The 21,846-nt window shown below is 63.1% G+C and carries 16 protein-coding genes; 8 read left to right on the top strand and 8 right to left on the bottom strand.

Annotated elements, in window-relative coordinates; translation table 11 throughout:
- Positions 1–114 precede the first annotated feature (114 nt).
- Complete coding sequence (locus FX984_RS31575) at positions 115–2,502, bottom strand: TonB-dependent siderophore receptor (protein WP_108574365.1); 2,388 nt, start codon at positions 2,500–2,502, stop codon at positions 115–117.
- Between the two features lie 154 nt (positions 2,503–2,656).
- Positions 2,657–4,309, bottom strand: coding sequence for a cyclic peptide export ABC transporter (locus FX984_RS31570; protein ID WP_098479742.1), 1,653 nt, complete (start codon positions 4,307–4,309; stop codon positions 2,657–2,659).
- A gap of 200 nt (positions 4,310–4,509) precedes the next feature.
- Here FX984_RS31570 and FX984_RS31565 point away from each other — a divergent pair, with 200 nt between their 5' ends.
- Positions 4,510–5,340, top strand: coding sequence for a formyl transferase (locus FX984_RS31565; protein ID WP_027606555.1), 831 nt, complete (start codon positions 4,510–4,512; stop codon positions 5,338–5,340).
- 122 nt (positions 5,341–5,462) lie between these two features.
- On the opposite strand, the gene pvdO is transcribed toward FX984_RS31565, so the two are convergent.
- The 3 genes from pvdO to pvdM are packed head-to-tail and all read right to left on the bottom strand — an operon-like array spanning position 5,463 to position 9,007.
- Entirely contained in the window at positions 5,463–6,335 is an 873-nt protein-coding gene (gene pvdO, locus FX984_RS31560; protein WP_092357756.1) for a dihydropyoverdine dehydrogenase, read from the bottom strand.
- Between the two features lie 32 nt (positions 6,336–6,367).
- Positions 6,368–7,639: a pyoverdine-tailoring periplasmic protein PvdN gene (pvdN, locus tag FX984_RS31555; RefSeq protein ID WP_027606553.1), complete on the bottom strand. Its 1,272-nt coding sequence runs from the start codon at positions 7,637–7,639 to the stop codon at positions 6,368–6,370.
- 18 nt (positions 7,640–7,657) lie between these two features.
- Complete coding sequence (gene pvdM / locus FX984_RS31550) at positions 7,658–9,007, bottom strand: pyoverdine-tailoring dipeptidase-like protein PvdM (protein WP_092357760.1); 1,350 nt, start codon at positions 9,005–9,007, stop codon at positions 7,658–7,660.
- A 142-nt stretch (positions 9,008–9,149) separates the two neighbouring features.
- Between pvdM and pvdP the strand changes: the two genes are divergently transcribed.
- The gene (gene pvdP / locus FX984_RS31545) at positions 9,150–10,781 is read left to right on the top strand and encodes a pyoverdine maturation tyrosinase PvdP (protein ID WP_146477866.1); all 1,632 of its coding nucleotides are present in this window, start codon (positions 9,150–9,152) and stop codon (positions 10,779–10,781) included.
- Here the strand turns inward: pvdP and FX984_RS31540 are convergent.
- A complete protein-coding gene (locus FX984_RS31540; protein ID WP_223841682.1) occupies positions 10,717–12,000 on the bottom strand; it encodes a methionine gamma-lyase in 1,284 nt (427 codons plus the stop codon). The genes pvdP and FX984_RS31540 overlap by 65 nt on opposite strands.
- A gap of 123 nt (positions 12,001–12,123) precedes the next feature.
- Between FX984_RS31540 and FX984_RS31535 the strand changes: the two genes are divergently transcribed.
- Both FX984_RS31535 and FX984_RS31530 read left to right on the top strand, forming a co-directional pair.
- Positions 12,124–12,594, top strand: coding sequence for an Lrp/AsnC family transcriptional regulator (locus tag FX984_RS31535; protein ID WP_027606550.1), 471 nt, complete (start codon positions 12,124–12,126; stop codon positions 12,592–12,594).
- Positions 12,595–12,694: 100 nt separating this feature from the next.
- Entirely contained in the window at positions 12,695–13,132 is a 438-nt protein-coding gene (locus tag FX984_RS31530) for a carboxymuconolactone decarboxylase family protein (protein WP_065941158.1), read from the top strand.
- A gap of 180 nt (positions 13,133–13,312) precedes the next feature.
- Here FX984_RS31530 and FX984_RS31525 read toward each other — a convergent pair whose 3' ends face one another.
- Positions 13,313–15,460, bottom strand: coding sequence for a TonB-dependent siderophore receptor (locus tag FX984_RS31525; RefSeq protein WP_146477868.1), 2,148 nt, complete (start codon positions 15,458–15,460; stop codon positions 13,313–13,315).
- A gap of 170 nt (positions 15,461–15,630) precedes the next feature.
- Between FX984_RS31525 and FX984_RS31520 the strand changes: the two genes are divergently transcribed.
- Positions 15,631–16,410 (top strand): acetoin reductase, encoded by a 780-nt coding sequence (locus tag FX984_RS31520; RefSeq protein ID WP_027606547.1) that lies wholly within the window; start codon positions 15,631–15,633, stop codon positions 16,408–16,410.
- Between the two features lie 68 nt (positions 16,411–16,478).
- Here FX984_RS31520 and FX984_RS31515 read toward each other — a convergent pair whose 3' ends face one another.
- Positions 16,479–18,338 carry a sigma-54-dependent Fis family transcriptional regulator gene (locus tag FX984_RS31515; protein ID WP_092357766.1) on the bottom strand — a complete coding sequence of 620 codons (1,860 nt, stop codon included), beginning with the start codon at positions 18,336–18,338 and terminating at the stop codon, positions 16,479–16,481.
- Between the two features lie 309 nt (positions 18,339–18,647).
- Between FX984_RS31515 and FX984_RS31510 the strand changes: the two genes are divergently transcribed.
- Genes FX984_RS31510 through FX984_RS31500 form a run of 3 tightly spaced genes read left to right on the top strand, consistent with a single transcriptional unit; the run spans position 18,648 to position 21,771 of the window.
- Complete coding sequence (locus FX984_RS31510) at positions 18,648–19,625, top strand: thiamine pyrophosphate-dependent dehydrogenase E1 component subunit alpha (protein WP_027606545.1); 978 nt, start codon at positions 18,648–18,650, stop codon at positions 19,623–19,625.
- A 26-nt stretch (positions 19,626–19,651) separates the two neighbouring features.
- Complete coding sequence (locus tag FX984_RS31505; RefSeq protein WP_027606544.1) at positions 19,652–20,671, top strand: alpha-ketoacid dehydrogenase subunit beta; 1,020 nt, start codon at positions 19,652–19,654, stop codon at positions 20,669–20,671.
- Positions 20,668–21,771: an acetoin dehydrogenase dihydrolipoyllysine-residue acetyltransferase subunit gene (locus tag FX984_RS31500; protein WP_146477870.1), complete on the top strand. Its 1,104-nt coding sequence runs from the start codon at positions 20,668–20,670 to the stop codon at positions 21,769–21,771. Before FX984_RS31505 ends, FX984_RS31500 begins: the two co-directional genes overlap by 4 nt.
- Positions 21,772–21,846: the final 75 nt, after the last annotated feature.

The raw sequence follows: 21,846 nt of genomic DNA, 5'->3' as shown, positions 1-21,846 counted from the left end.
GTTTTTTGCGTGGTGTTCCAGTCACGGCGCTACGCGCCATGCCTGGCGCGCAACAAAGAAAACCCCCGCCTGATGGCGGGGGTCTAAGTGCTGCTTGCACGCAACTGCCGGGGGTTAGAAGTCCCAGCGTGTGCTCAGCATGACGTTGCGTGGGTCACCATAATAGGCCGTGTTATAGAAGCCAATGTTGGTGTAGTAGTACTTGTCGAAGATGTTGTTCACGTTCAGTGTCGCGGAGACGTTGTCGGTGATCTGGTACTTGGCCATTGCGTCCACGACCCAATACGCTTCCTGGGTGAAGTCCTCCTGCCGTCCCTTGCCACTGTTGGTCACTTCCTGCCAGGACTTGCCCTGCCAGCGAGCGCCACCGCCGATGGTCAAACGGTCCAGCGGCCCGCTGAGCTTGTACGAGGTGAAGAAGCTGACCTGATCCTGAGGCTCCCAAGTAGATACTTTTACACCATGCTCATCCCGGATGACTTTATGGGTGTAACCAGCCTGGGCCTGCCAGCCTGGGGCTAGCTCACCGGACATTTCGGCCTCGAAGCCTTTGGTTTTGGCGGCGATGCCTTTATAGGCATACAAGATCGACGGGTTGGTCGGGTTGGCGTTGTAGTCAGAATCCGGGTCAGCCCTGTTGGTTTCATGCACTTCGAAGTAGGCCAAACTGGTGTTCAGGCCACCGTTGAAAAACTCGCCTTTCAAACCCAGTTCGTAATTCTTGCCTTCATCCGGTTCGAGCAGTTTGTTCTCTCTGTCGCGGTTATACACCTGCGGCATGAAGATCTCGCTGTAGCTGGCGTACGCGGTGAAGTTGTCGTTCAGGTCATAAGTTACGCCGGCATAGGGTACGAGCTTACCGGTTTCGGTGGACTTGTTGTCGCCAGTCAGCCAGTAGTTGGCCACGCGGGTGCCCATGAAGACGTTCAGGTCATCCGCGAGGTTGAACCGGGCGGTCATATAACCAGCGGTTTGCCGGGTGGTTTCATCAATGATTCGAGTCGGTGTGCCCCAGTTCGGCTCCGGGAAGTTACCGTCGAAGTTCCAGAAATCGACAATGCGCCCATTGGCGTGAATCGGCGCACCGTAATCCTTGCCTTTCCACTGGGAATTGGACGCAGAGGCGCCCACCACCAACTGATGCTCGCGGCCGCCCAGACTGAACGGGCCGCTGGCGTAGATATCGCCGGAGTCGGATCGGGTATCGCCGGTGAATTTGTTCGCGTAGAGCGTCGACAGACCGGTTGCCGTGAATGGGCCCAGCTGGATCGCACCCATCGGCGCGTCATAACCGGAGAACTGGTGTGTGTACTGGCCTTTGACCACCCAGCCGTTGTCGAAATTGTGCTCCAGGGTCGTGAAGAAACTCTGAGTGAACTGTTCCCAGCTGCTCCACTTCGCGCCGTTGTTGTATGAGCGCTTTACATCGATGCGGTTGCCGCTACGGTCAAACAGCGGGCGGCTGCCCGACCAGCCAGAACCTTGAGGATCGCTGTTCTGGTAGTCGAAGCCGATGGTGAGCAGGGTGTCCTCGTCCAGGTCCGCTTCCACGGTGCCGAAGTAAACGTTGGTCTTGCGCTCGTAGCGGTCCATGAACGAATGTTTGTCCTGATACGCGGCTACGGCACGGGCGCGGATGTTGCCGCTCTCGGTGAGAGGGCCACTTACGTCGACCTGGGAGCGATAGTTGTCCCAGCTGCCGGCACCCAGCTCCACGCTGCCTTTGAAATCACGGGTAGGCTTTTTGCGGATCAGGTTGATGGTAGCGCCCGGTGCCCCGGCACCCGTCAGCAGGCCGCTTGCGCCCTTGAGAACTTCCACGCGGTCGTAGATCGCCATGTCGCTCAGGGTTTGCCCGGACGAATAGGCCGAGTTTCGCAGGGTAGGGATGCCGTCGTACTGGAAGTTCTCGATCGAGAACCCACGGGAGAAATAGTTAGTGCGTTCGCTGTCCAGGGCCGACAAGGTAATGCCCGGTGTATGACGCATCACATCATCAATGGAGTTGAGTGCGAAATCATCCATATGCTGGCGCGTAATCACGCTGATCGACTGCGGTGTTTCACGCGGGGTCAGCACCAGTCGCGTGGCGGTAGCGATAGTGCCTGGTGTGTAGGAGCCCGTGCCTTCGGTGACCGTACCCAACTGGTTGGCGGTCACCTGGGTGGCCCCCAGCTCCAGCCCGGAGGTCGCGCCCGCCGTGATGGTCACTGCGCTGCCTTGCAGGCCGTAGCTGATGCCGGTGTCCTTGAGCAGGGCGGCGATGGCGTGGGCTGGCTCCAGCTTGCCCTTCACCGTCGTGCTGTTTTTGGCCTGTACATCCGTCGGGCTGTATAGCACCTGCAAGTTGGTCTGACGGCCAAATTCCTGGAGCGCTGTCCCCAACGGCTGTGCAGGAATGTCGATCTCAATCTCTTGTGCCTGCACGTAACTCGATAGCGGTAACGACACCGCCAGGGCCAAGGCGCAAGGCTTGAGGTGGATGTTCAAGGCCCTGCGCATGGAGAGCGCTTTGCTCAGGGGGCTGAGACCGAGTCGTACTGACATGGGTGCTTTCTCTTCTATATTTTAGTTGGGCAGTTTATAGGTATTTATGAGGTTGGTTCTCATTACCACTAGTGAGACGTTCCCACCTGGGAAAACCGGAAAAGAAAATTCATGCTGGCTCCATTTCGTGCACCACCTTGCCAGCGCGCAAGCGCACCAACTGGTCGGCGATGTCGAAATAGCGGTCGTCGTGGCTGATCACGATGATGGTTTTGCCCAGGCGCTTGAGGTCTGGCAGCAGCTCCGTGTAGAAGATGCGGCGGAAGGCCGGATCCTGGTCGGCGGCCCATTCGTCGAACACCAGTACCGGGCGTTCCTCCAGCCAGGCATTGACCAGCGCGAGGCGCTTGCGCTGGCCGGTGGACAGGTCGGTGGTGCTGAACGCGCCGTCCTTGATCGTGACCTTGTGGGCGATCTCCAGGCGGTCCAGATACTGGGCCGCACTGTCCAGAGACTTCTGCCCACCCCCTTGGACGAGATCGTCGAATAGGTAATAGTCGGCGAATACGGTGGTGAACAGTTGGCGGTAGTCGTCGCGGGTAGGGGCAATCACAGCTTCGCCATTGAGGTGTATTTCACCTGATTGTGGCTGATAAAGCCCCAGCAACAGCTTGATCAGGGTGGTTTTGCCGCAGCCGTTTTCACCGACGATAAACACGATATCGCCTTGCTTGATGCTCAGGTTGATCGGGCCCAGGTGGAATGGCTCGCTGCCTTCCACCGGCGGCGGGCTGTAGGTCACGCCGCGCAGCTCAAGGCTGTGCACTTGGGGTTTTGGCGCTTCACTGTCTTCCAGCAGCAGGTGCGGTTCGGGGGATGAGAACCGCTCGGACAGCTCGGCGATGCGCGAGAACGCGATCTGTGCCCGACTGACGATCGGCAGTGCGGTCACCACGTGTTCCAGTGGGCCTTTCATATACAACAGCACCAGCACAAAACCGGTGATCACCGCTGGGTCCGGGTTGGGGTTATAGGCCTGGAAGGCCAGCGCCAGGCCGATCACCACGAAAAACAGCATGGAGCCGAATGTCTTGGCGACAATGAAGATGTTGACCGAGCGGATCTGGATATCGCCGATACGATCAGCAGTCGCCTGGATGCGATGTGTATTCATGCGATAGCGGCGTGGCCGATGAATGCGCAGCTCCTTGGCACCCGAGGCGATGGCGGTATAGTAGCGCTGCAGCTCGTCTTCCTGGTCGCGAGCGGCTTCGAACCCCTTGATGCCCGCCGAGCGTGCCGCGTACTGCACGGCGGTACCGATGACGATCGCCACCACCATCATCAGGAACATCGGCACCGACAGGTACGCCAGGTAGCCCAGGCAGCCCAGCGTCACCGTGGTTGCAATGGCCAGTGGTGTGAAGGAGAAGGAAAAATCGCTGATGGTATCGACATCATGAGTCAGCACGGGGATCAACTTGTGAGTGCGGTAGCGCTCGATCTGCTCGATGGGCGCTGACAGAACCTTCTCGCCCAGTTCTTTGCGCAGTGCTGCAATGATGCGTTGGCCGACAAAGTTGGTGCCGATATCCGACACGATCGAACTGACCAGCGCCAGTACACACAACGCCGCAAACGTCAGGATCACCCCCTGGGTCATACCCGTGGAAGAATGCAGCGCGTTGTTGATGGTCGCCAGCAACAGCGTGATGGCCAGGCCGCCGGCCATGCCCAGGGCGACGGAGACCGTCACGATGGTGCGAAACGGCCTGAGCAATGCAAGCAAACCTTTGAAGGCGCCGCGCTTGGGGTCGGTCATAAGTACTTCCCGGAAAGTGAAAAAGAGGGGGCTGGGCACACAGACCCTTACCCATGACAAACGAAGGATTGGCGCGACTATTTAGCTCGGCGTGCCCGGCGGTGGTGGTGGCGGATAAATTGCGCGTGGGCTGGTTCGTTCTTGTGGTGTAGGCGCACGCGTATCGGCGCGTGCCTGATCTTTCCAGCGAGAGCGAAACAATGACGAAAAAGAACCTGGTGTACGTGTGGTCCCTGCGCAATGCCGCTGCCGACAAGGCCGGCCAGCCGGTGGCCTACAAGGACCACGAGCGCTACATGAAGTCGGTGCTGGAGTTTCTGGTGGGGTCGCTCAACGACACGTCACTGGGCGAGGCCTACAACCTGGTGGGCGTGATATATGACGACGATGAGCAGAACCCGCGGGACCAGCAGTTGGTGGCCGACTACGGCTTTGCCTATAAGCCCGGCCGCCAGTGGCTGTACCCGGCCGACCTGCGGGTGCAGGGGCGCCTGGTCAACGATCTGCTGCTGAGCGTGCCGTCCACCTATCGGCGCCTGCCTCGGGGCAGCGCGGAACACGTTGCCGGCAAGCAGGATTTCGAACGCCGCCTGCATGACACCCTGGTGGAGTTGAAGGCCGATATCGTGGTGCTCGACGGCCTGCTGGTGATCCTGGACGAGCTGGTGCGCCCCGGTGCGCCGTTTGCCCGTCGCATCATGAACATCCACCCCGGTATCACCCGTATCGAATCGCCCTATGAGCGCCGGGGTGCCTACGCCACCTGGAATGCCTTGTACGGTGCCCGCGGACAAGCCGTGGTGGATTGGGCGACCAAGCAGACGCAGCCGTGTGAACCGCTGTACCTCACCGGCGCCTCGTTCCACTACGTGGACAACGGCATCGACTCCGGCGAAGTGTTCCACGACGTGCTCAAGACCGAAATCTCGCCGGACGACACCATCCTCGAACTGCGCTGGAACAACTTCAATAACAGCCTGTTCCCGGCGTTGCATGAAGGCCTGGAGTTGCTGGCGCAGAAGGGGGTCTAAGCCGCGCACGATTTGACTGTGGGAGGGAGCTTGCTCCCGATGGCGGAGTATCAGTCAATGGCGATGTCGACTGCCGCACCCCATCGGGAGCAAGCCCCCTCCCAGATTAAATCCCGTCAGCTTCAGAGATCGCGCACGACCCTGAAGCCAATCCAATCCCCCCGTGTCTGCGGATAGATGTTGTTGCGGTTGCCCGAGCGCGAAAACACCGGCGCCTCGCCCCAGTCATTGCCGCGAATCATGTAGCCCTCGCAGTTTGGCTCCATCCATGCGCTGCCGTCGGTGGGCGCGCCGATGTAGCTGGAGTGCTCGCAGTCGGCCACCCGCTCATAGACATTGCCATGCATGTCGTACATGCCAAACGCATTCGGCGGGTAGCTGCCCACGGGCGAGGAATAGCTGTAGCCGTCCGCCGGGCCGTAGGTGTTGGCATGCTTGGCGATGCTGTAGCCCTTGCCCTCGTCGAACGGGAACGGGAATGGCCCGGTGGAGCCGGCGCGTGCGGCGTATTCGCGCTGGGCTTCGCTGACCATGTGGTACTGCTGGCCGGTCTTTTTCGACAGCCAGGCCACATAGTGCTTGATGTCGTCCATGTCCATGCACACCGCCGGCTGGCGCGGGCCCTGGGGGTAGCGTGGCTTGCTGGCGATGCATTCGCGGCCGGGGCGGGTGTCGCCGTCTGCGATCTTCACCCCGGTCTGGCGGATATAGCTGTCCCATTCGCCGGCGGTGATGTGGAAGCGGCTCATGGCGAACGGCTTGGCGAAGGTCACTTCATGCATCGGGCCTTCGTCCGGCTCGCGGCCGACTTCGTCTTCCGGCGTCCCCATGGTGAAGGTGCCGGCGGGCAGTACCACCATTTCCGGGCAGTCCTTGCAGTCCTTGAACACTTTGCCCGGTTGCGGCGTGGCAGCCTGGGCCAGGCCCGGCAGCAGCGCGCCGCACAGGGCGGTCAGTGCCAGGGTCGTCAGGGGGTTGAGTCGCAGTGGCGTCATAGGGGTCTCTCGTGCAAAGGGAAAAAGGCGCGTCACAACCGCTGGCTGAGCAGGGTCATGAAGCGCTGGATTTCGTCGGAGTTGTTGAGCAGGCCTGGCGCCGTGCGGATCACCGGGCCGACGTCGCGGTCCACCGCGTCGATCACCACGCGGTTCTTCTGCATGTAGGCCGCCACCCGATCACTGTCCTGGCCCTTGACCCGGAAGAAGGTAAAGCCGGCAGACAGTTCGGGGCTGCGCGGCGTGACCAGTTCGATCTGCGGGTGTGCCAGCAATTGCTCCTTGAGTTCGGCGTTCAGCCCATGGATGCGCGCCTGGACCGGCGCCTTGCCCAGTTGCAGGTGCAGCTTGAAGGCCTCATCCGCGGCCCAGCGATGCTCGAAGGCGTGATAGCCGCCGGGGGTCATGATGGTGGCGAAGTCCTTGTCTTCGGAGAAGGTCGGCACCATGGGCGTGACGTAGGTGTTTTCAGGGTTGCGCGCGCACACCAGCCCGGTACCCCGCGGACCGAACATCCATTTATGGGTACCGGCGATAAAGAAGTCGCAATGCATGTCGGGGAAGTCGAGGTTTTCCACGCCGAAACCATGCACACCATCCACCACATAGAGGAGGCGGTCCTTGTCGTCGCGGTTGCGGTTGTGCGCCGCCACCAGCTTGCCGATCTCGCCGATGGGCAGTTTTACGCCGCTGCCGGACTGTACCCAGGTCATGCCCAGCACGCGGGTGTTGGGTCGGATATTGCGCTGGATATTCCCCAGCACCTCATCGGCAGAGACCTGGCTGGCCCGCTCGAACAGCTTGATCCGGCGCACCTGGGTGCCTTCCTTGAGTACGCGAAAATCCAGCACGTTCTGGGTCGCGTAATGCTCATGCACGGTGGTGAGGATTTCCTGGTCCGGGCGCACCTTGATGCCGCCATAGATCATCGCCAGGCCTTCGGAGGTGCTGCCGGTCAGGGCGATCTGCGCCGGGGTGGCCTTGAGGTAGCGGCCGGCCCATTCGCGTACCTGACCTTCGCGTTTCCAGGTTTCCTCCAGGTCCCAGTCCATGGCGAGCCCTGGGTTGCGGTCGATCTGTGCGCGGTAACGCTCGATGGCCTCGCGTACCGGCCTGGGGTGCGAGGCCACCAGGAAGTTGGAGAAGTGCAGGTAATCCGGGTCCTGGTTGAACAGCTGCTTGAACCCCGTCCATGGGTCATCCGTGGTGGTGGCAGCCAGTGCCTGCGGGATGAGTGCAGCGCCCAATGGCAGGCTGGCGGCGAATACCCCGGCCTGCTTGAGAAACGTACGGCGGTCAGTCATGGACTTGCTTCTAGGTGATTAGCGGTTGGCCAAGGGTCTGGCGGCTTTTTGTACCTGGTCCCACACCCGCAGGAAGTTGCCTCCCCACAGCTTGGCGATGTCGGCTTCGGAGTAGCCGCGCTGGATCAGTTCGGCGGTGACGTTGCGGATTTCGCCGACGTTGTTCCAGCCGTCGATACCGCCGCCGTCGTTGAAGTCCGAAGCGATGCCGACGTGATCGATCCCGATCTTGCGCACGGTGTAGTCGACGGCGTCGCCCCAGTCCTTGAGCGTGGCCTTGGGTTCTTCCTCAAGAATCCCGTACAGCCCTTGGGCGTACTGGCCGAACTTCTGCTCCGGCCATGCCGCGATGATCGCGTCCCCCGGCATCAGGGCCATGGCCAGGTTGGGCAGCGGCGGCAGGTCGAAACGCGCGCGCAGGGTGTTGAGTTTGTCCTGGGTCGGCTGGCTCAGGGGGCGTATGTAGGCCGGGAAGCCCACCACCTGCACCACGCCGCCACTGTTCTTGATCAGTTGCAGTTCCTTGTCGCTGAGGTTGCGCGGGATGTCCACCGACGCGCGCGGTGCCGAGTGGGACGCCACCATCGGCGTGCGACTCAGGTGCGCGACTTGCTCCAGGGCCTTGGTCGACATCTGCGACACGTCAATGATCACCCCCAGGTCATTGAGGCGCTGCACTGCTTGCTTGCCGATGTCCGACAGGCCTTCGAGGGCATCGACGGAATCATTGAAAAACGGCAGTGGGCGCGATGAGTCGGACCAGGCGTTATTGCCGATATAACTGAAGCCGAACATGCGCATGCCACGGGCGGCCCACAGGTCCAGCTGGTTCAGGTCATTGCCCAGCGGGTAGGCGTTGAGCATGCTGATAAAAATCGCGAACTTGCCTTCGCCATGCAGGCGTCGAAAGTCATCCGGGGTATAGGCGATGCCGACCTGATTGGGGAAGTCACGCACCATGCCGGAGATGATCTTGTAGCGCACCTCCTGCTCGTGGCGGGCTTCCTCGACAAAGCCGTCAGTAGGCCTGTGCGGGGCATTGGGGCCATTCCAGATTTCCGGCCAGCCGAAGATCGTCAGGGCTGCGCCGGACAAGCGACCGCGTGCCGCCTTGGCCAGGTCGAACTGGCCGCTGCCGTCCTTGTCCGCCTCGTTGCCGGCGGTGCCGAAGTCCATGGGCACGGTGATGTGGCTGTCGAACGACAGCAGGCGGTCCTGCAGTTCATTGGCCTGCTTGATCACGGCGAGCGGGTAGCCGGCATTGCCCTTGAACCAGTGATCCCAGGCCAGGAAGCCTGCGCCGGCACCGATGGCCAGTGCCAGCGGCACGCCGATGTACAGCGCCTTTTTCGAACGTGGTTTTGTCATTGCCATCTCAGTCAGTTGAGGCCTTCGCTATCAGGGAAGAACGAGTGGTGCGCGGGGAAATTTAGGCGGCACGGGCAGGGCGGTAAATTTCCCCGGCCTGCAAACGTTCTAGCTCTGATAAAGCCGTTTCCTAAGGTAGACAATGACCATCTCTCGACGTGGGTTCATCGCAGGCCTGGCGCTGACCGGCGCGGCTGTGCCGGCCGCTTTCTATGCCCATCGCGAGTTGACGCGCGAAGAAGAATTCCCCATCACCCCCGGCGAAGCCACCGTGGACCTGGCCGACACCGCCGGGCAGCACCTGGCCAACACCTTGCGCGGGGTGTGGCGCCTGCGCCTGGAAGGCCGCGACGCCGGCCTCAAGGGCCTGCCGCTGCAAGGCCTGGAACTGCTGCTCGACATCGCCCCCCGTGGCCGTGGCCTGCGCGGCTACCTGGACACCGCCGCCAACCTGCGCGCCGACGGCGAACCGCGCTACCGCGTGCTCGGTGACCTGCTGACGGGCGAGGGCGCCTTGCTCTACTGGCGCCTGATCGACCGCGATGCCCTCGACGGCAGGCCCGCCTATGAGTTCAAGATGACCCTCGATGAAGTCTGGGCCGACTTCGCCAACGCCGGCAGCAGCACCCTCAGCGGGCACATCCTCGACCTGGATCGCCCCCTGGCCTTGACCGAACGTGACAACCGCTTTATCGCCCACAAACAGCTGTTTCCCGAAGCCCGCCAACGCATCGGCCTCAACCCGACCCTGCTGGCCTGGCTGATTGCCCCGGAGCACCGCCTGTTTCACCAGCTGTGGCACGCCACCCGTGACCAGTGGCACAAACTCTCCGAAGAAAAACGCGACGCCCTGCGCGGCATCGGCTGGCAACCCGGCCCGCGCGGCAAGGAGCGTGACGCCCGTGGCAAACACAAAGACCGCAACGGCTCGGGCATCGATTTTTTCTTCATGCACCGGCATATGCTCGGCACCGCGCGTTCCATGCAGGATCTGCCCTCGTGGCCCGTATTCCCCGAACCGCAACCGGCGCTGGAGCGCGACCGCCTAGGCTTCCTGCGTTACTTCGACAACCACGACGGCTTCGCGCTGCCGCCCACCTGGTCAGCCCCGGACGACAGCGAATACACCCAGTGGGTCAGCGACATCAAGGCCGCCGAGACCTACCACAGCAACTTCCAGGTCTGGGAATCGCAGTACCGCGACCCGCGCTACCTGGCCAGACTGACCTTGGGCCAACTCGGCTCCGAGATGGAACTGGGCCTGCACGACTGGCTGCACATGCGCTGGGCCTCGGTGCCCCGCGACCCGTCCAACGGCGCGCCGGTACCCCTGGCCCGCGACCCGGCAGACTTTGCCCCGCGCTGGTACGCGGCAGAAAACGACTTCCTCGGCGACCCGTTTTCATCCCATGTGAACCCGGTGTTCTGGCACTTCCACGGCTGGATCGACGACCGTATCGAGGACTGGTACCGCGCCCACGAACGCTTCAACCCCGGCGAAGTCAGGCGCCTGGACGTCAACGGCGTGGCCTGGTTCGCCCCGGGGCGTTGGGTCGAAGTCGACGACCCGTGGCTGGGCCCGGACACCCATGGCTGCAGCACCACCCCGGGGTTGCAGATGGGCAAGTCGATGGAGATGGACCCGGAGACCATGAAGCTCGCCTTGCGCATTACCTTTGGCGAGGACGAGCACCTGTTGCAGGGCCTGTTCAAGCGCGTGCCGAAGCGGCCTTGGTATGCGCGGCATTTGAAGGTGAAGATGCGAGAGGCTTGAGCGCTTGGCGTGGCACGGCGCGGGTGCACTTGGCCAGCGCCTGCTGCACGTCCGCCAACAGGTCGGCGACGTCCTCAAGCCCCACCGATAAACGCACCAGGCCTTCGCTGATGCCGTGGTGCGCGCGTTCTTCAGGGGTGTAGGTGCTATGGGTCATGCTCGCCGGGTGCTGGGCCAGTGACTCGGCGTCGCCCAGGCTGACCGCGCGGGTGAACAGCTTGAGGGCATTCATGAAGCGTCGTCCGCTGTCGATCCCGCCCTTGAGTTCGAAGGCGATCATGCCGCCGGCCTGGCTCATCTGCCGCGCCGCCAATGCGTGTTGCGCGAAGCCGCGCAGCCCCGGATACGTCACCCACTCCACGGCGGGATGCGCCTGCAAGGCTTCGGCCACGGCCTGGGCGTTGCTGCAATGGCGGTCCATGCGCAGGGCCAACGTCTTGAGGCCGCGCATTAACAGCGAAGCGTCCTGGGGCGACATCACCGCGCCGGTCAAGTCCTTGAGGCCTTGCAGGCGAATGCGCTGGGCCAGGGCCTGGTTGCTCACGGCGATGCCGGCGGTGATGTCGCCATGGCCGCTGAGGTACTTGGTGGCCGAGTGCACCACCACATCGGCGCCCAGTTCCAGGGGGCGTTGCAGGTACGGCGTGCAGTAGGTGTTATCCACCACCACGGTCACGTTCGGCTGTTGATGGGCGAGGGCGGCCACGGCGGCGATGTCCACCAGTTGCAGGGTGGGGTTGGCCGGGGTTTCGCAGTAGATCATGCGCGTGGCGGGGCTGAGTGCCGCTTGCAGGGCCGCCAGGTCGGTGAGGTCCACGTGGCGCACCTTGATGCCGAATTCGCCGATACCGTGATGCAGCAGGGCGAAGGTGCAGCCGTAGAGCGTCTGGCTGACGATCACCTCATCGCCTGGGCGCAGCAGGGTCCAGAACGTCGCGGCAATCGCGCCCATGCCCGAACTGAACGCCACCGCCGCCTCGCCGTTTTCCAGGCTGGCCATGCGGGACTCCAGCAGCGCCAGGGTCGGGTTGGAAATGCGCGTATAGAAATGGCCGCCGGCCTCGCCGGCGAAACAGGCGGCGCCGTATTCGGCGGTGGGAAAGGCAAACGTGGCCGACAGGTAGATCGGCGGCACGAGTGCGCCGTGGTGGTCCTTGGGGTCGTAGCCGTGGTGGATGGCACGGGTGGAAAAGCCGAATGCATTGTGTTTAGTATTCATGTCGGGCGCTCCTTATTTCCTACAATGCTATGCTTATAACCACGGCCGTATTTTCCAAACTTTGCCGACAAATCCCTTGTCCTGGGATGAAAACTCGCTAAAAACAATAAACAGAGGCACGTCATGCCCATCACGCTGGATCGCACCGACAAAGCGTTATTAAACGCCCTGCAGGGTAATGCCCGTTTAACCGTGGCCGAGCTGGCCGACCGCGTGTCCCTGACCACTTCACCGTGCTGGCGACGGGTCAGGAACCTGGAGGAAAGCGGGGTGATCAGCGGCTACCAGGCGATCCTCTCGCCCAAGGCGCTGGGGTATGGGGTGACGGCGTTTGTCAGCATCATGATGGAGAGCCACACCCAGGAAATCGCCCGGGCGTTCGAGCAACGCCTGTTGGATATTCCGGAAATCGTGGCCTGTCATAACGTGTCGGGACGCTATGACTTTTTGCTCGAGGTGGTGGCCAGGGACCTGGAGTCGTTCGGCGAGTTTGCGCGGGAGGTGTTGCAGACGCTGCCGTGCGTCAAGGAGATCTATTCGAGTTTTTCCTATAAGTCGGTGCGACCGTTGCGGGTAATTCCATTACCAGGTTGATCGCGCCATTGGTCACCTGTTCTTCCCCGTAATTGGCTATTTCTCCCCTACGGCCCGGTGGCTAACCTAGCCACCACTTCCCACCGTTCCGGAGTTCCCCATGCAAGCCCGTACCGATTTCTACACCGCTTCCCCAGACGCCATGAAAGCCATGCTCGCCCTGGAAGCCGCCGTCGGCAAACTGTCCATCGAACTGCCATTGCTGGAGCTGATCCGCCTGCGGGTCTCACAGATCAACGGCTGTGCCTTTTGCCTGGACATGCACACCGCCGATGCCCGCAAGGGTGGCGAGACCGAGCGTCGCCTGTACACCTTGTCGGCCTGGCGCGAAACGCCATTCTTCACCCCGCGTGAACGCGCGGCATTGGCCTGGGCCGAGAGCCTGACGCTGCTGAGCCAGACCCACGCCCCGGACGCAGACTTCACCGCGCTCGCCGCCGAGTTCAGCCCCCGGGAGCAAGTCGACCTGAGCGTGGCCATCGCCACCATCAACAGCTGGAACCGCCTCGCGGTAGGTTTCCGCAAGATGCCTGAATAAGGCGGTTGAAGACGGCTCTTTTGTGGTGAGCGGGCTTGTCCCGCGCTGGGCTGCGCAGCAGCCCCAAAACCAGGCGCAGAGGAGTGCCTGATATACCCCATTCGTCTTCATCAGGGGCGCTTCGCACCCCAACGCGGGCGGTGCGACGATTCGCAAGCCCGCTCGCCACAGCAGTAAGTGTCAGAAGTTCACCGAAGCACTCAGGCGCGCCGTCAGCGGCGCGCCCTGGAACAGATAGTCATCGCCCATGTACTCGCCCGCGTCGCGCCAGTAGCGCTTGTCGAACAGGTTGTCGACGCTCAGGCGGAACACCGTCTCGTAGCCGTCGACCCGGGTGGTGTAGCGGCTGCCGACGTTGACCACCGCGTAATCCCCCACCTCCACATTGCCGCTGCGATTGGCGTACTTCTTGGCGCTGTATTGCACGCCGCCGAGCACCGCCAGGCCATTGACCCACGGCAACGCATAATCGGCGTACACACTGGCGCGCAGCTTGGGCACGTTGATCGCCTGGTGGTCTTCGTATGCCGGTGTGCCGCTGCCGCTGACCCGTGCACGAATCGCCGCCACGCTGGTGGAAATCTGCAGGCGCTCGGTGGCCCAGCCGTTGGCCGACAGTTCCACGCCGGTGTTTTTCTGTTCGCCCTGCTGCACGTAGGTGAACTGGCCGGCGCCATCCGGCCTGGCGTACTGGTAGGCCTGGCGTGTCTGGAACACAGCGGCGGCGAAGCTGATGCGACGCCAGTCGTATTTTACCCCGGCCTCGATTTGCCGCGAGGTGGTCGGGGCCAGGGTTTCATCGGCGTTGCTGGCAAACCAGGGGGCGGTGCCGCCCAGGGACAGGCCTTTGCTGTAGCTGGTATACAGCGAGATGTTTTCCACCGGTTTGTAGATCAACGATGCCTGGGGCAGGAACACGTATTGCTGGGTATGGCGGGCCTGGTTGCCAGTGACGCCGTCGAAGGCTTTTTCATCCAGGCGCACTTCGCGGCCACCGAGGAGGGTTTGCCAGTGCTCGTTGAGGCGGATGCGGTCGGTGACGAACAGGCCATACTGACGGCTGTCGAGGGTGCGATGGCTGTCGTTCAACGGCTTGTCGGTGGGCGTGAACGTCGGCGCGTCAGCGTCGATATTGGCCGTGCCGATGTACTCGTTGACGGACTTGCGCTTGTCGATCACCCGGCGAAACGCGCTGGTGCCGAAGGTCAGTTCATGGCCGATGCCTGCGGTGTCGAACAGGCCGGTCATCGCCGCCTGGACTTCATCGTCACGGCGGGTGTCATCGGGGCTGCGGTAGTCGTAGACGTCGTAGTTGCCTTCGGGCGTGAAGTGGTTGCCGACACCGTTGGTGTCGCCGCCCCAGGCAAACGAACTGTAGTCATCGATCACCACCTTGCTGCGCGCGGCGCTGACGCTGCCTTTCCACTGGTCGCTGAAGCGGTATTCGAACGTGCCGTTGAGGTTCAGCGAATCGATGCCGACCTGCCTGGAACCGCTCTGGTGGCCCAACAGTTTTTTCGGCGAGGCGTCGTGGGGCACCTCGGTGCCGCCCAGCAACTGGTAGCCCGGTACCGAGCGCTGTTGTTTGTTCTGGTATTCCGCGTCCAGTTGCAGCACCGCGTCGGGGCTGATGTTCCAGTCGAAGGCCAGGGACACGAAGTCGCGCTGGCCGTTGGCGTGCTCCACATAGGCATTGAGGTCTTCATGGGCGACGTTGGCCCGCAGGCCGAATTGCTGCTCGCTGCCAAACCAGCCACCCACATCGGTGGCGATATAGCCACTGCCGCGGTCATCGGTGGACACCGTCACCTGGCGCACGTCTTCCGGACGCTTGGTCACGTAGTTGATCACGCCGCTGGGCTCGGAAATCCCGCTCTGCAAACCGGCCAGGCCCTTGAGCACTTCCACCTGCTGCTTGTTTTCCAGGGCGACGTTCTGCTCGCCGGTGATGGTGCGCCCGTTGATCTTGTAGCTGCTCGCCGCATTCAGCGAGAAACCGCGCACCACGAAATTTTCGTAGTAGCCGATGGGGGCGTAGCTATCGCCCACCGAAGCGTCGTTGCGCAGCACTTCACTGAGCAGGCGCGCTTGCTGGTCCTTGATCAGCGCCGCATTGATCACCGTGATCGAGGCAGGAGTGTCCAGCAGCGGCGCCTCGTTGAAGCCGCCGACCGAGGCGGTGTCTGCGCGATAGCCTGACGTGTCCTCGCCCTGGACCTGCACCGCCGGCAGCTCGAGTTGTGCCGCCCAACTGTTGCCGATCCCGCCGCTGAGCAGCAGGCCGAGGGCGAAACGTGTACTGACGACAGGACGAAAACGCAAAACCATGGGGGAGGGCCTTAAAGCGCAGGGCGGGGGGCGCATAAGCTAGGCATAACCGCCCGGTTTTACAAGTGAGACGTCCCGTCTCAGCCCGCCCACTGAATGACGTGCCTCTCGACAGCCTGCGTGCCCACCTGCGATAGACAGGACTTCTCTAACCCTTGCAGGAGATCATCATGGGTATCGCTGGAAAAGTTGCACTGGTGACCGGCGCCGGGCAGGGCATTGGTCGGGCCATCGCCCTGCGCCTGGCACAGGACGGTGCCGACATCGCCCTGGTCGACATCAATGGCGCCAAGCTCGAAGCCGTGGCCGCCGAAGTCGTGGCCCTGGGGCGCAAGGCCTCGGTGTTTATCGCCGACGTGTCCAAGCGCGACCAGGTAGTGGCGGCGGTCGAACACGCACACCAGGCCCTCGGCGGCTTCGACATTATCGTCAACAACGCCGGGGTCGCGCAGATCGACGCGCTGCTGGACGTCAGCCCGGAACAGGTCGAGCGCACCCTGGGCATCAACGTGCAGGGCGTGTTGTGGGGTATCCAGGCTGCAGGCAGGAAATTCAAGGCGCTCAAGCAGAAGGGCAAGATCATCAATGCCTGTTCCATCGCCGGCCACGAAGGCTTCGCGCTGCTGGGCGTGTACTCGGCCACCAAGTTCGCCGTGCGCGCCTTGACCCAGGCGGCGGCCAAGGAACTGGCGAGCGCCGGGATCACGGTCAACGCTTATTGCCCGGGCGTAGTGGGCACCGACATGTGGGTGGAGATCGACAAGCGCATGGCCGAGATTACCGGCGCCGAAGTGGGTGCGACCTACAAGCAGTATGTGGATGGGATTGCCCTGGGCCGTGCGGAAACGCCGGAGGATGTGGCGGGGTTGGTGGCCTACCTGGCCGGGCCGGATGCGGATTACATGACCGGACAGGCGCCCTTGATCGACGGTGGGCTGGTTTATCGCTGATCTCCCAAGGCCGACGGTGTTAAATGTGGGAGGGGGCAAGCCCCTCCCACATGGGTGACCCTGTTGTGTCAGTGCTTGCCGGGCATGTCGATGCCCAACCGGTTGACTCGGCGGTACAGGGTGGCCCGGGAAATCCCCAGCGCCTGCGCCGTCGGCAACGGCTTCCAGCGATGCCGGATCAAGGCATCCAGTACCACTTGGCGTTCCGGGCTGACGCTGTGTTCGGCCAGCGTCTCGACCTGCTCCCCACGCACTTCCACCGGCAAGTCCGCCAGCTGAATCGTGCCGCCTTCACACACTGCACAGGCATACGCCAGCACATGGTGCAGCTGGCGCACATTGCCCGGCCAGGCATAGCCCAGCAGGCGTTCCAGCGCGGCCTGGCCGATGCCTACCGAGATGCCGCTGCCGCGCGCTTGCTGCTCCACCAGCCGGTTGATCAATGCCAGTTTGTCACTGCGCTCGCGCAGCGGCGGCAGGCAGAAGCGTGCACAGCCGAGGCGGAAGTACAGGTCTTCGCGAAAGCGCCCGTCGCTGACCAGCACGGCCAGGTCGCGGTGGCTGGCGCAGATCACCTGAATGTCCACCGTGCGGGTCTTGGCCCCGCCCAGGGGCGCGACTTCACCCTCGGCCATCACCCGCAGCAGGCGCGTCTGCAACGCCAGCGGCATATCGCCGATTTCATCGAGGAACAGGGTGCCGCCATCGGCCTGCACCAACAGCCCCGGCATGCCTTTGCTGGAGGCACCGGTAAAGGCTCCGGCCACGTAGCCGAACAGCTCGCTTTCAATCAGGTTTTCGGGGATCGCCGCGCAGTTCACCGCGACAAAGGGGCCTGTTCGCCGGGCGCTGCGTTCGTGCAGTTGGCGGGCGAAAACTTCCTTGCCGGCGCCGGTTTCACCCTGCACCAGCACCGGCAGGTTGCGGTCCTTGACGCGCACGGCCAGGCGCAGGTGTTCTTCCACCCGTGGGTCGACCTGGGTGTGCGCAACGGGCCGTGCCGGTTTGCGGCGCGGGGCGTTGACCCGCACGTGCAGCACGCCAGGCTCGCCCAGCCATTGCAGATGTTGGGTCGATTGATCGGTGGCCGCGCGCAATGCATCCAGGTCGAACACCTCGCCGATATGCGCCGGCACCTGGCCGAAACGCCGGCGCAGTGCCTGGCGCGCCTTGCTGTTCAGCGCGTGCAGGCGCCCATCCTGGTCCCAGGCCAGCAGCAGGTCGGGCTGGCTGTCCACATAGCCCGGTGTGCTGTGGGCCTGGAGTACCCAGTGCTCGCGGGCGCTGTGCATGAAGAAGGCGTTTTCGATGGCCTGGGCACTCTGGGCCACCATCTGCCGCACCAGGTGCTGGCTGCGCCGGTCATCCGGGGATTTGAGCGCCGAGGCATCCATCACCCCCAGCAGGTTGCCCTGGGGGTCGAAGATCGGTGCGGCGGAGCAGGTCAAACTGATGAAGGCGGCGCGGAAGTGGTCGCGCTTGTGCACGGTCACTGCGGCTTTGCTGGTCAGCACCGTGGCCACGCCGCAGGTGCCTTCCTCGGCTTCCGACCAGCAGGTGCCGAGGTACAGGCCGGCTTTGCGGCAGTCGCTGCGAATGGTGCTGTCGACGCGGTGGTCGATGGTCTGGCCCTGGGCGTCGGTGAGCATCACGCAGTAGTCGGCGTGGCGCACCCGGTGGTGCAGTTGCCCGACTTCTTCGCCGGCGATGCGCATGAACAGCTCGGCGCGTTCGCGGCATTCCTTGAGCAAGGGTTCGGTAAGGATACGGGGCCCCTGCAGCGAGCCGGGGTCGAGGTGGTGTTGTTCCATGGAGCGCCGCCATGAATCGAAAATCAGCGACGGCACCGGCGCCTGGGGCAGGCGATCGGCATTGCGGACCACGCGACTGACGCAGTCGACGTGTTCCCTGGAGTTCGCGGCGAGCATAAGGCCTCCGGTTCTCGATCTTTGTTGTTATGCCCGCCATTAAGCGCCCGTGGGCGCGAGGGGACAAGGGCGACCTGACCAACAGCCCCGCGTGAGACGCAGCGTCTCATTCCGGCCGAGACGCCGCCTGCACAGTGCAATGCACCGTCTCATTCTGCACAGGCATACCGTCCCGGCACAACCGCACGGCACTGCTCTGGATCAAGGCTTTGCCAGGTTTCATCGCACCTTGGCACAGGCTGTGCTGAACCACTTGCAGCTGGCCGCAGCCAGCCTTTTGTGTGTCGAGACAACCTGGAGAACAACAAGATGTCCACCCACCTGTCCACCGATCAATTGCTGCATGCCTACACCGTGATGCGCACCATCCGTGATTTCGAAGAACGCCTGCATGTGGAATTCGCCACCGGCGAGATCCCCGGTTTCGTGCACCTGTATGCCGGCCAGGAAGCCAGCGCAGCCGGGGTCATGGCCCACCTCAACGATGAAGATTGCATCGCCTCCAACCACCGTGGCCATGGCCATTGCATCGCCAAGGGCGTGGATGTGTTCGGCATGATGGCCGAGATCTACGGCAAGAAAACCGGGGTGTGCGGCGGCAAGGGCGGCTCCATGCACATCGCCGACCAGGAGAAGGGCATGCTCGGTGCCAACGGCATTGTCGGGGCCGGTGCGCCGTTGGCGGCGGGCGCCGCGCTGGCCTCCAAGCTCAAGGGCAGCCAGGGCGTGGCGGTCGCATTTTTCGGCGACGGCGGCTCCAACGAGGGCGCGGTGTTCGAGGCGATGAACCTGGCGTCGATCATGAAACTGCCGTGCCTGTTCGTCGCCGAGAACAACGGCTATGCCGAGGCCACCGGTTCCGGCTGGTCGGTGGCGTGCAAGGACATTGCCGAGCGGGCGGTGGGCTTCGGCATGCCGGGGGTGATTGTCGATGGCAATGACTTCTTTGCCGTACACGCGGCGTTGGGCGTGGCGGTGGAGCGTGCGCGCCAGGGCGACGGGCCGACCTTGGTGGAAGTCAAGCTGAGCCGCTTCTACGGCCACTTCGAAGGCGATGCACAAACCTATCGTGGCCCGGACGAGGTGAAGAACCTGCGCGAATCCCACGACTGCCTCGCACTGTTCCGCCAGCGCTGCAATGCCGAAGGCTGGCTCGATGCCGCGCAGTTCGAACGTATCGACGGTGAGGTCGCGCAGTTGATCGACGACGCCGTGCGCCTGGCCAAGTCCGATCCCAAGCCCCAGGCCGCCGACCTGCTCAGTGATGTCTACGTCGCCTACCGCTAATAACTACAAGACTCGGAGAGAATTTCATGGCTCGCAAAATCAGCTATCAGCAGGCAATCAACGAAGCCCTGGCCCAGGAAATGCGCCGGGACCAGAGCGTGTTCATTATCGGCCAGGATGTCTCCGGCGGCACCGGTTCCCCCGGCGAGCAGGACGCCTGGGGCGGTGTGCTGGGGGTGACCAAGGGCCTGTACCCGGAGTTTCCGGACCGGGTACTCGATGCGCCGTTGTCCGAAGTCGGCTACGTCGGCATGGCCGTCGGCGCCGCCACCCGTGGCATGCGCCCGGTGTGCGAATTGATGTTCGTCGACTTTATCGGCTGCTGCCTCGACCAGTTGCTCAACCAGGCCGCCAAGTTTCGCTATATGTTCGGCGGCAAGACCACCACGCCGCTGGTGGTGCGCGCCATGTACGGTGCCGGCCTGCGCGCCGCCGCCCAGCATTCGCAGATGCTCACCTCGATGTGGACGCACATTCCCGGGCTCAAGGTGGTGTGCCCGGCCACGCCCTATGACGCCAAGGGCATGCTGATCCAGGCGATCCGCGACAACGACCCGGTGATCTTCCTCGAACACAAGATGCTCTACAGCCTCCAAGGTGAGGTGCCGGAAGAGCTGTACACCGTGCCCTTCGGCGAAGCCAACTTTGTGCGCGAAGGCCGCGACGTGACCCTGGTGACCTACGGCCGCATGGTGCATATCGCCCTGGAAGCCGCGGCCAACCTGGCACGCCAGGGCATCGACTGCGAAGTGCTGGACCTGCGCACCACCAGCCCGCTGGACGAAGACAGCATCCTCGAGAGCGTGGAGAAAACCGGGCGCCTGGTGGTGATCGATGAGTCCAACCCGCGCTGTTCCATCGCCACCGACATCAGTGCGTTGGTGGCCCAGCAGGGCTTCTCGTTTCTGCGTGCGCCGATCGAGATGGTCACCGCGCCGCACACGCCGGTGCCGTTTTCCGATGCGCTGGAAGACCTGTACATCCCCAACGCCGCGAAGATCGAGGCCGCCGTGCTGAAGATCGCCGACAAGAGGAACGCCGCATGATCCATACCTTGACCATGCCCAAGTGGGGGCTGTCGATGACCGAAGGCCGCATCGACGTCTGGCTCAAGCAGCCCGGCGACCGGGTGGAGAAGGGCGAGGAAGTGCTGGACGTCGAGACCGACAAGATCTCCAGCAGCGTCGAGGCGCCGTTCAGCGGTGTGTTGCGCCGCGTGCTGGCGCTGAGCGACGAGACCTTGCCGGTGGGCGCGCTGCTGGGGGTCGTGGTGGAAGGTGAGGCCAGCGAGGCGGAGATCGATGCGGTGATCGAAAGCTTCAACGCCGGGTTCGTCTCAAGCAGCGCCGAAGCCGAAGCCACCGGGCCGAGTGCGCAGAAGGTCGAGGTGGGCGGGCGCTTGCTGCGTTATCTCGACCTGGGCGAGGGCGGCACGCCGCTGGTGCTGGTGCATGGCTTTGGCGGCGACTTGAACAACTGGCTGTTCAACCAACCGGCCCTGGCCGCCGAGCGCCGGGTGATCGCCCTGGACCTGCCGGGGCATGGCGAGTCGGGCAAGCATCTGCAAACCGGTGACGCCGAAGAGCTGAGCCAGGCCGTGCTGGCCTTGCTCGATCACCTCAAGCTCGACCGCGTGCACCTGGCCGGGCACTCCATGGGCGGCTTGGTCAGCCTGACGGTCGCCCGTCAGGCTCCGGCGCGCGTTGCCTCGCTGACCCTGATCGCCAGCGCCGGGCTGGGGGCGGATATCAACGGTGATTATCTGCAAGGTTTCACCGAAGCCAACAACCGCAACGCGCTCAAGCCGCAACTGGTGCAACTGTTCAGCGACCCGGCGCTGGTGACGCGGCAGATGCTGGAGGACATGCTCAAGTTCAAGCGGTTGGAAGGGGTGGACCAGGCGCTTCGTCAGCTCAATGCCCAGTTGTTCGAGGGTGGGCGCCAGCGCCTGGATTTGCGCAACGTAGTGGGGGAGCAACCGAGCCTGGTGATCTGGGGCAGTGACGATGCAATCATCCCGGCCGACCATGCCCAAGGGTTGGAGGCCCAGGTGGAGATTCTGCCGGGGCAGGGGCATATGGTGCAGTTGGAGGCGGCGGAACGGGTTAACCAACTAATCTCAACCTTCCTGAAATCCCAGTCTTGAAATGCAATTCAATGTGGGAGGGGGCTTGCCCCCGATTGCGGTAGTTCAGATACAGAGATGTTGACTGAGCCATCG

Origin of the sequence: Pseudomonas marginalis, assembly GCF_008692035.1 — a bacterium.
GTDB lineage: Bacteria > Pseudomonadota > Gammaproteobacteria > Pseudomonadales > Pseudomonadaceae > Aquipseudomonas > Aquipseudomonas marginalis.
Note: the sequence above shows the minus strand (reverse complement) of the source record. Positions and strands in the feature narration are given on the sequence as shown.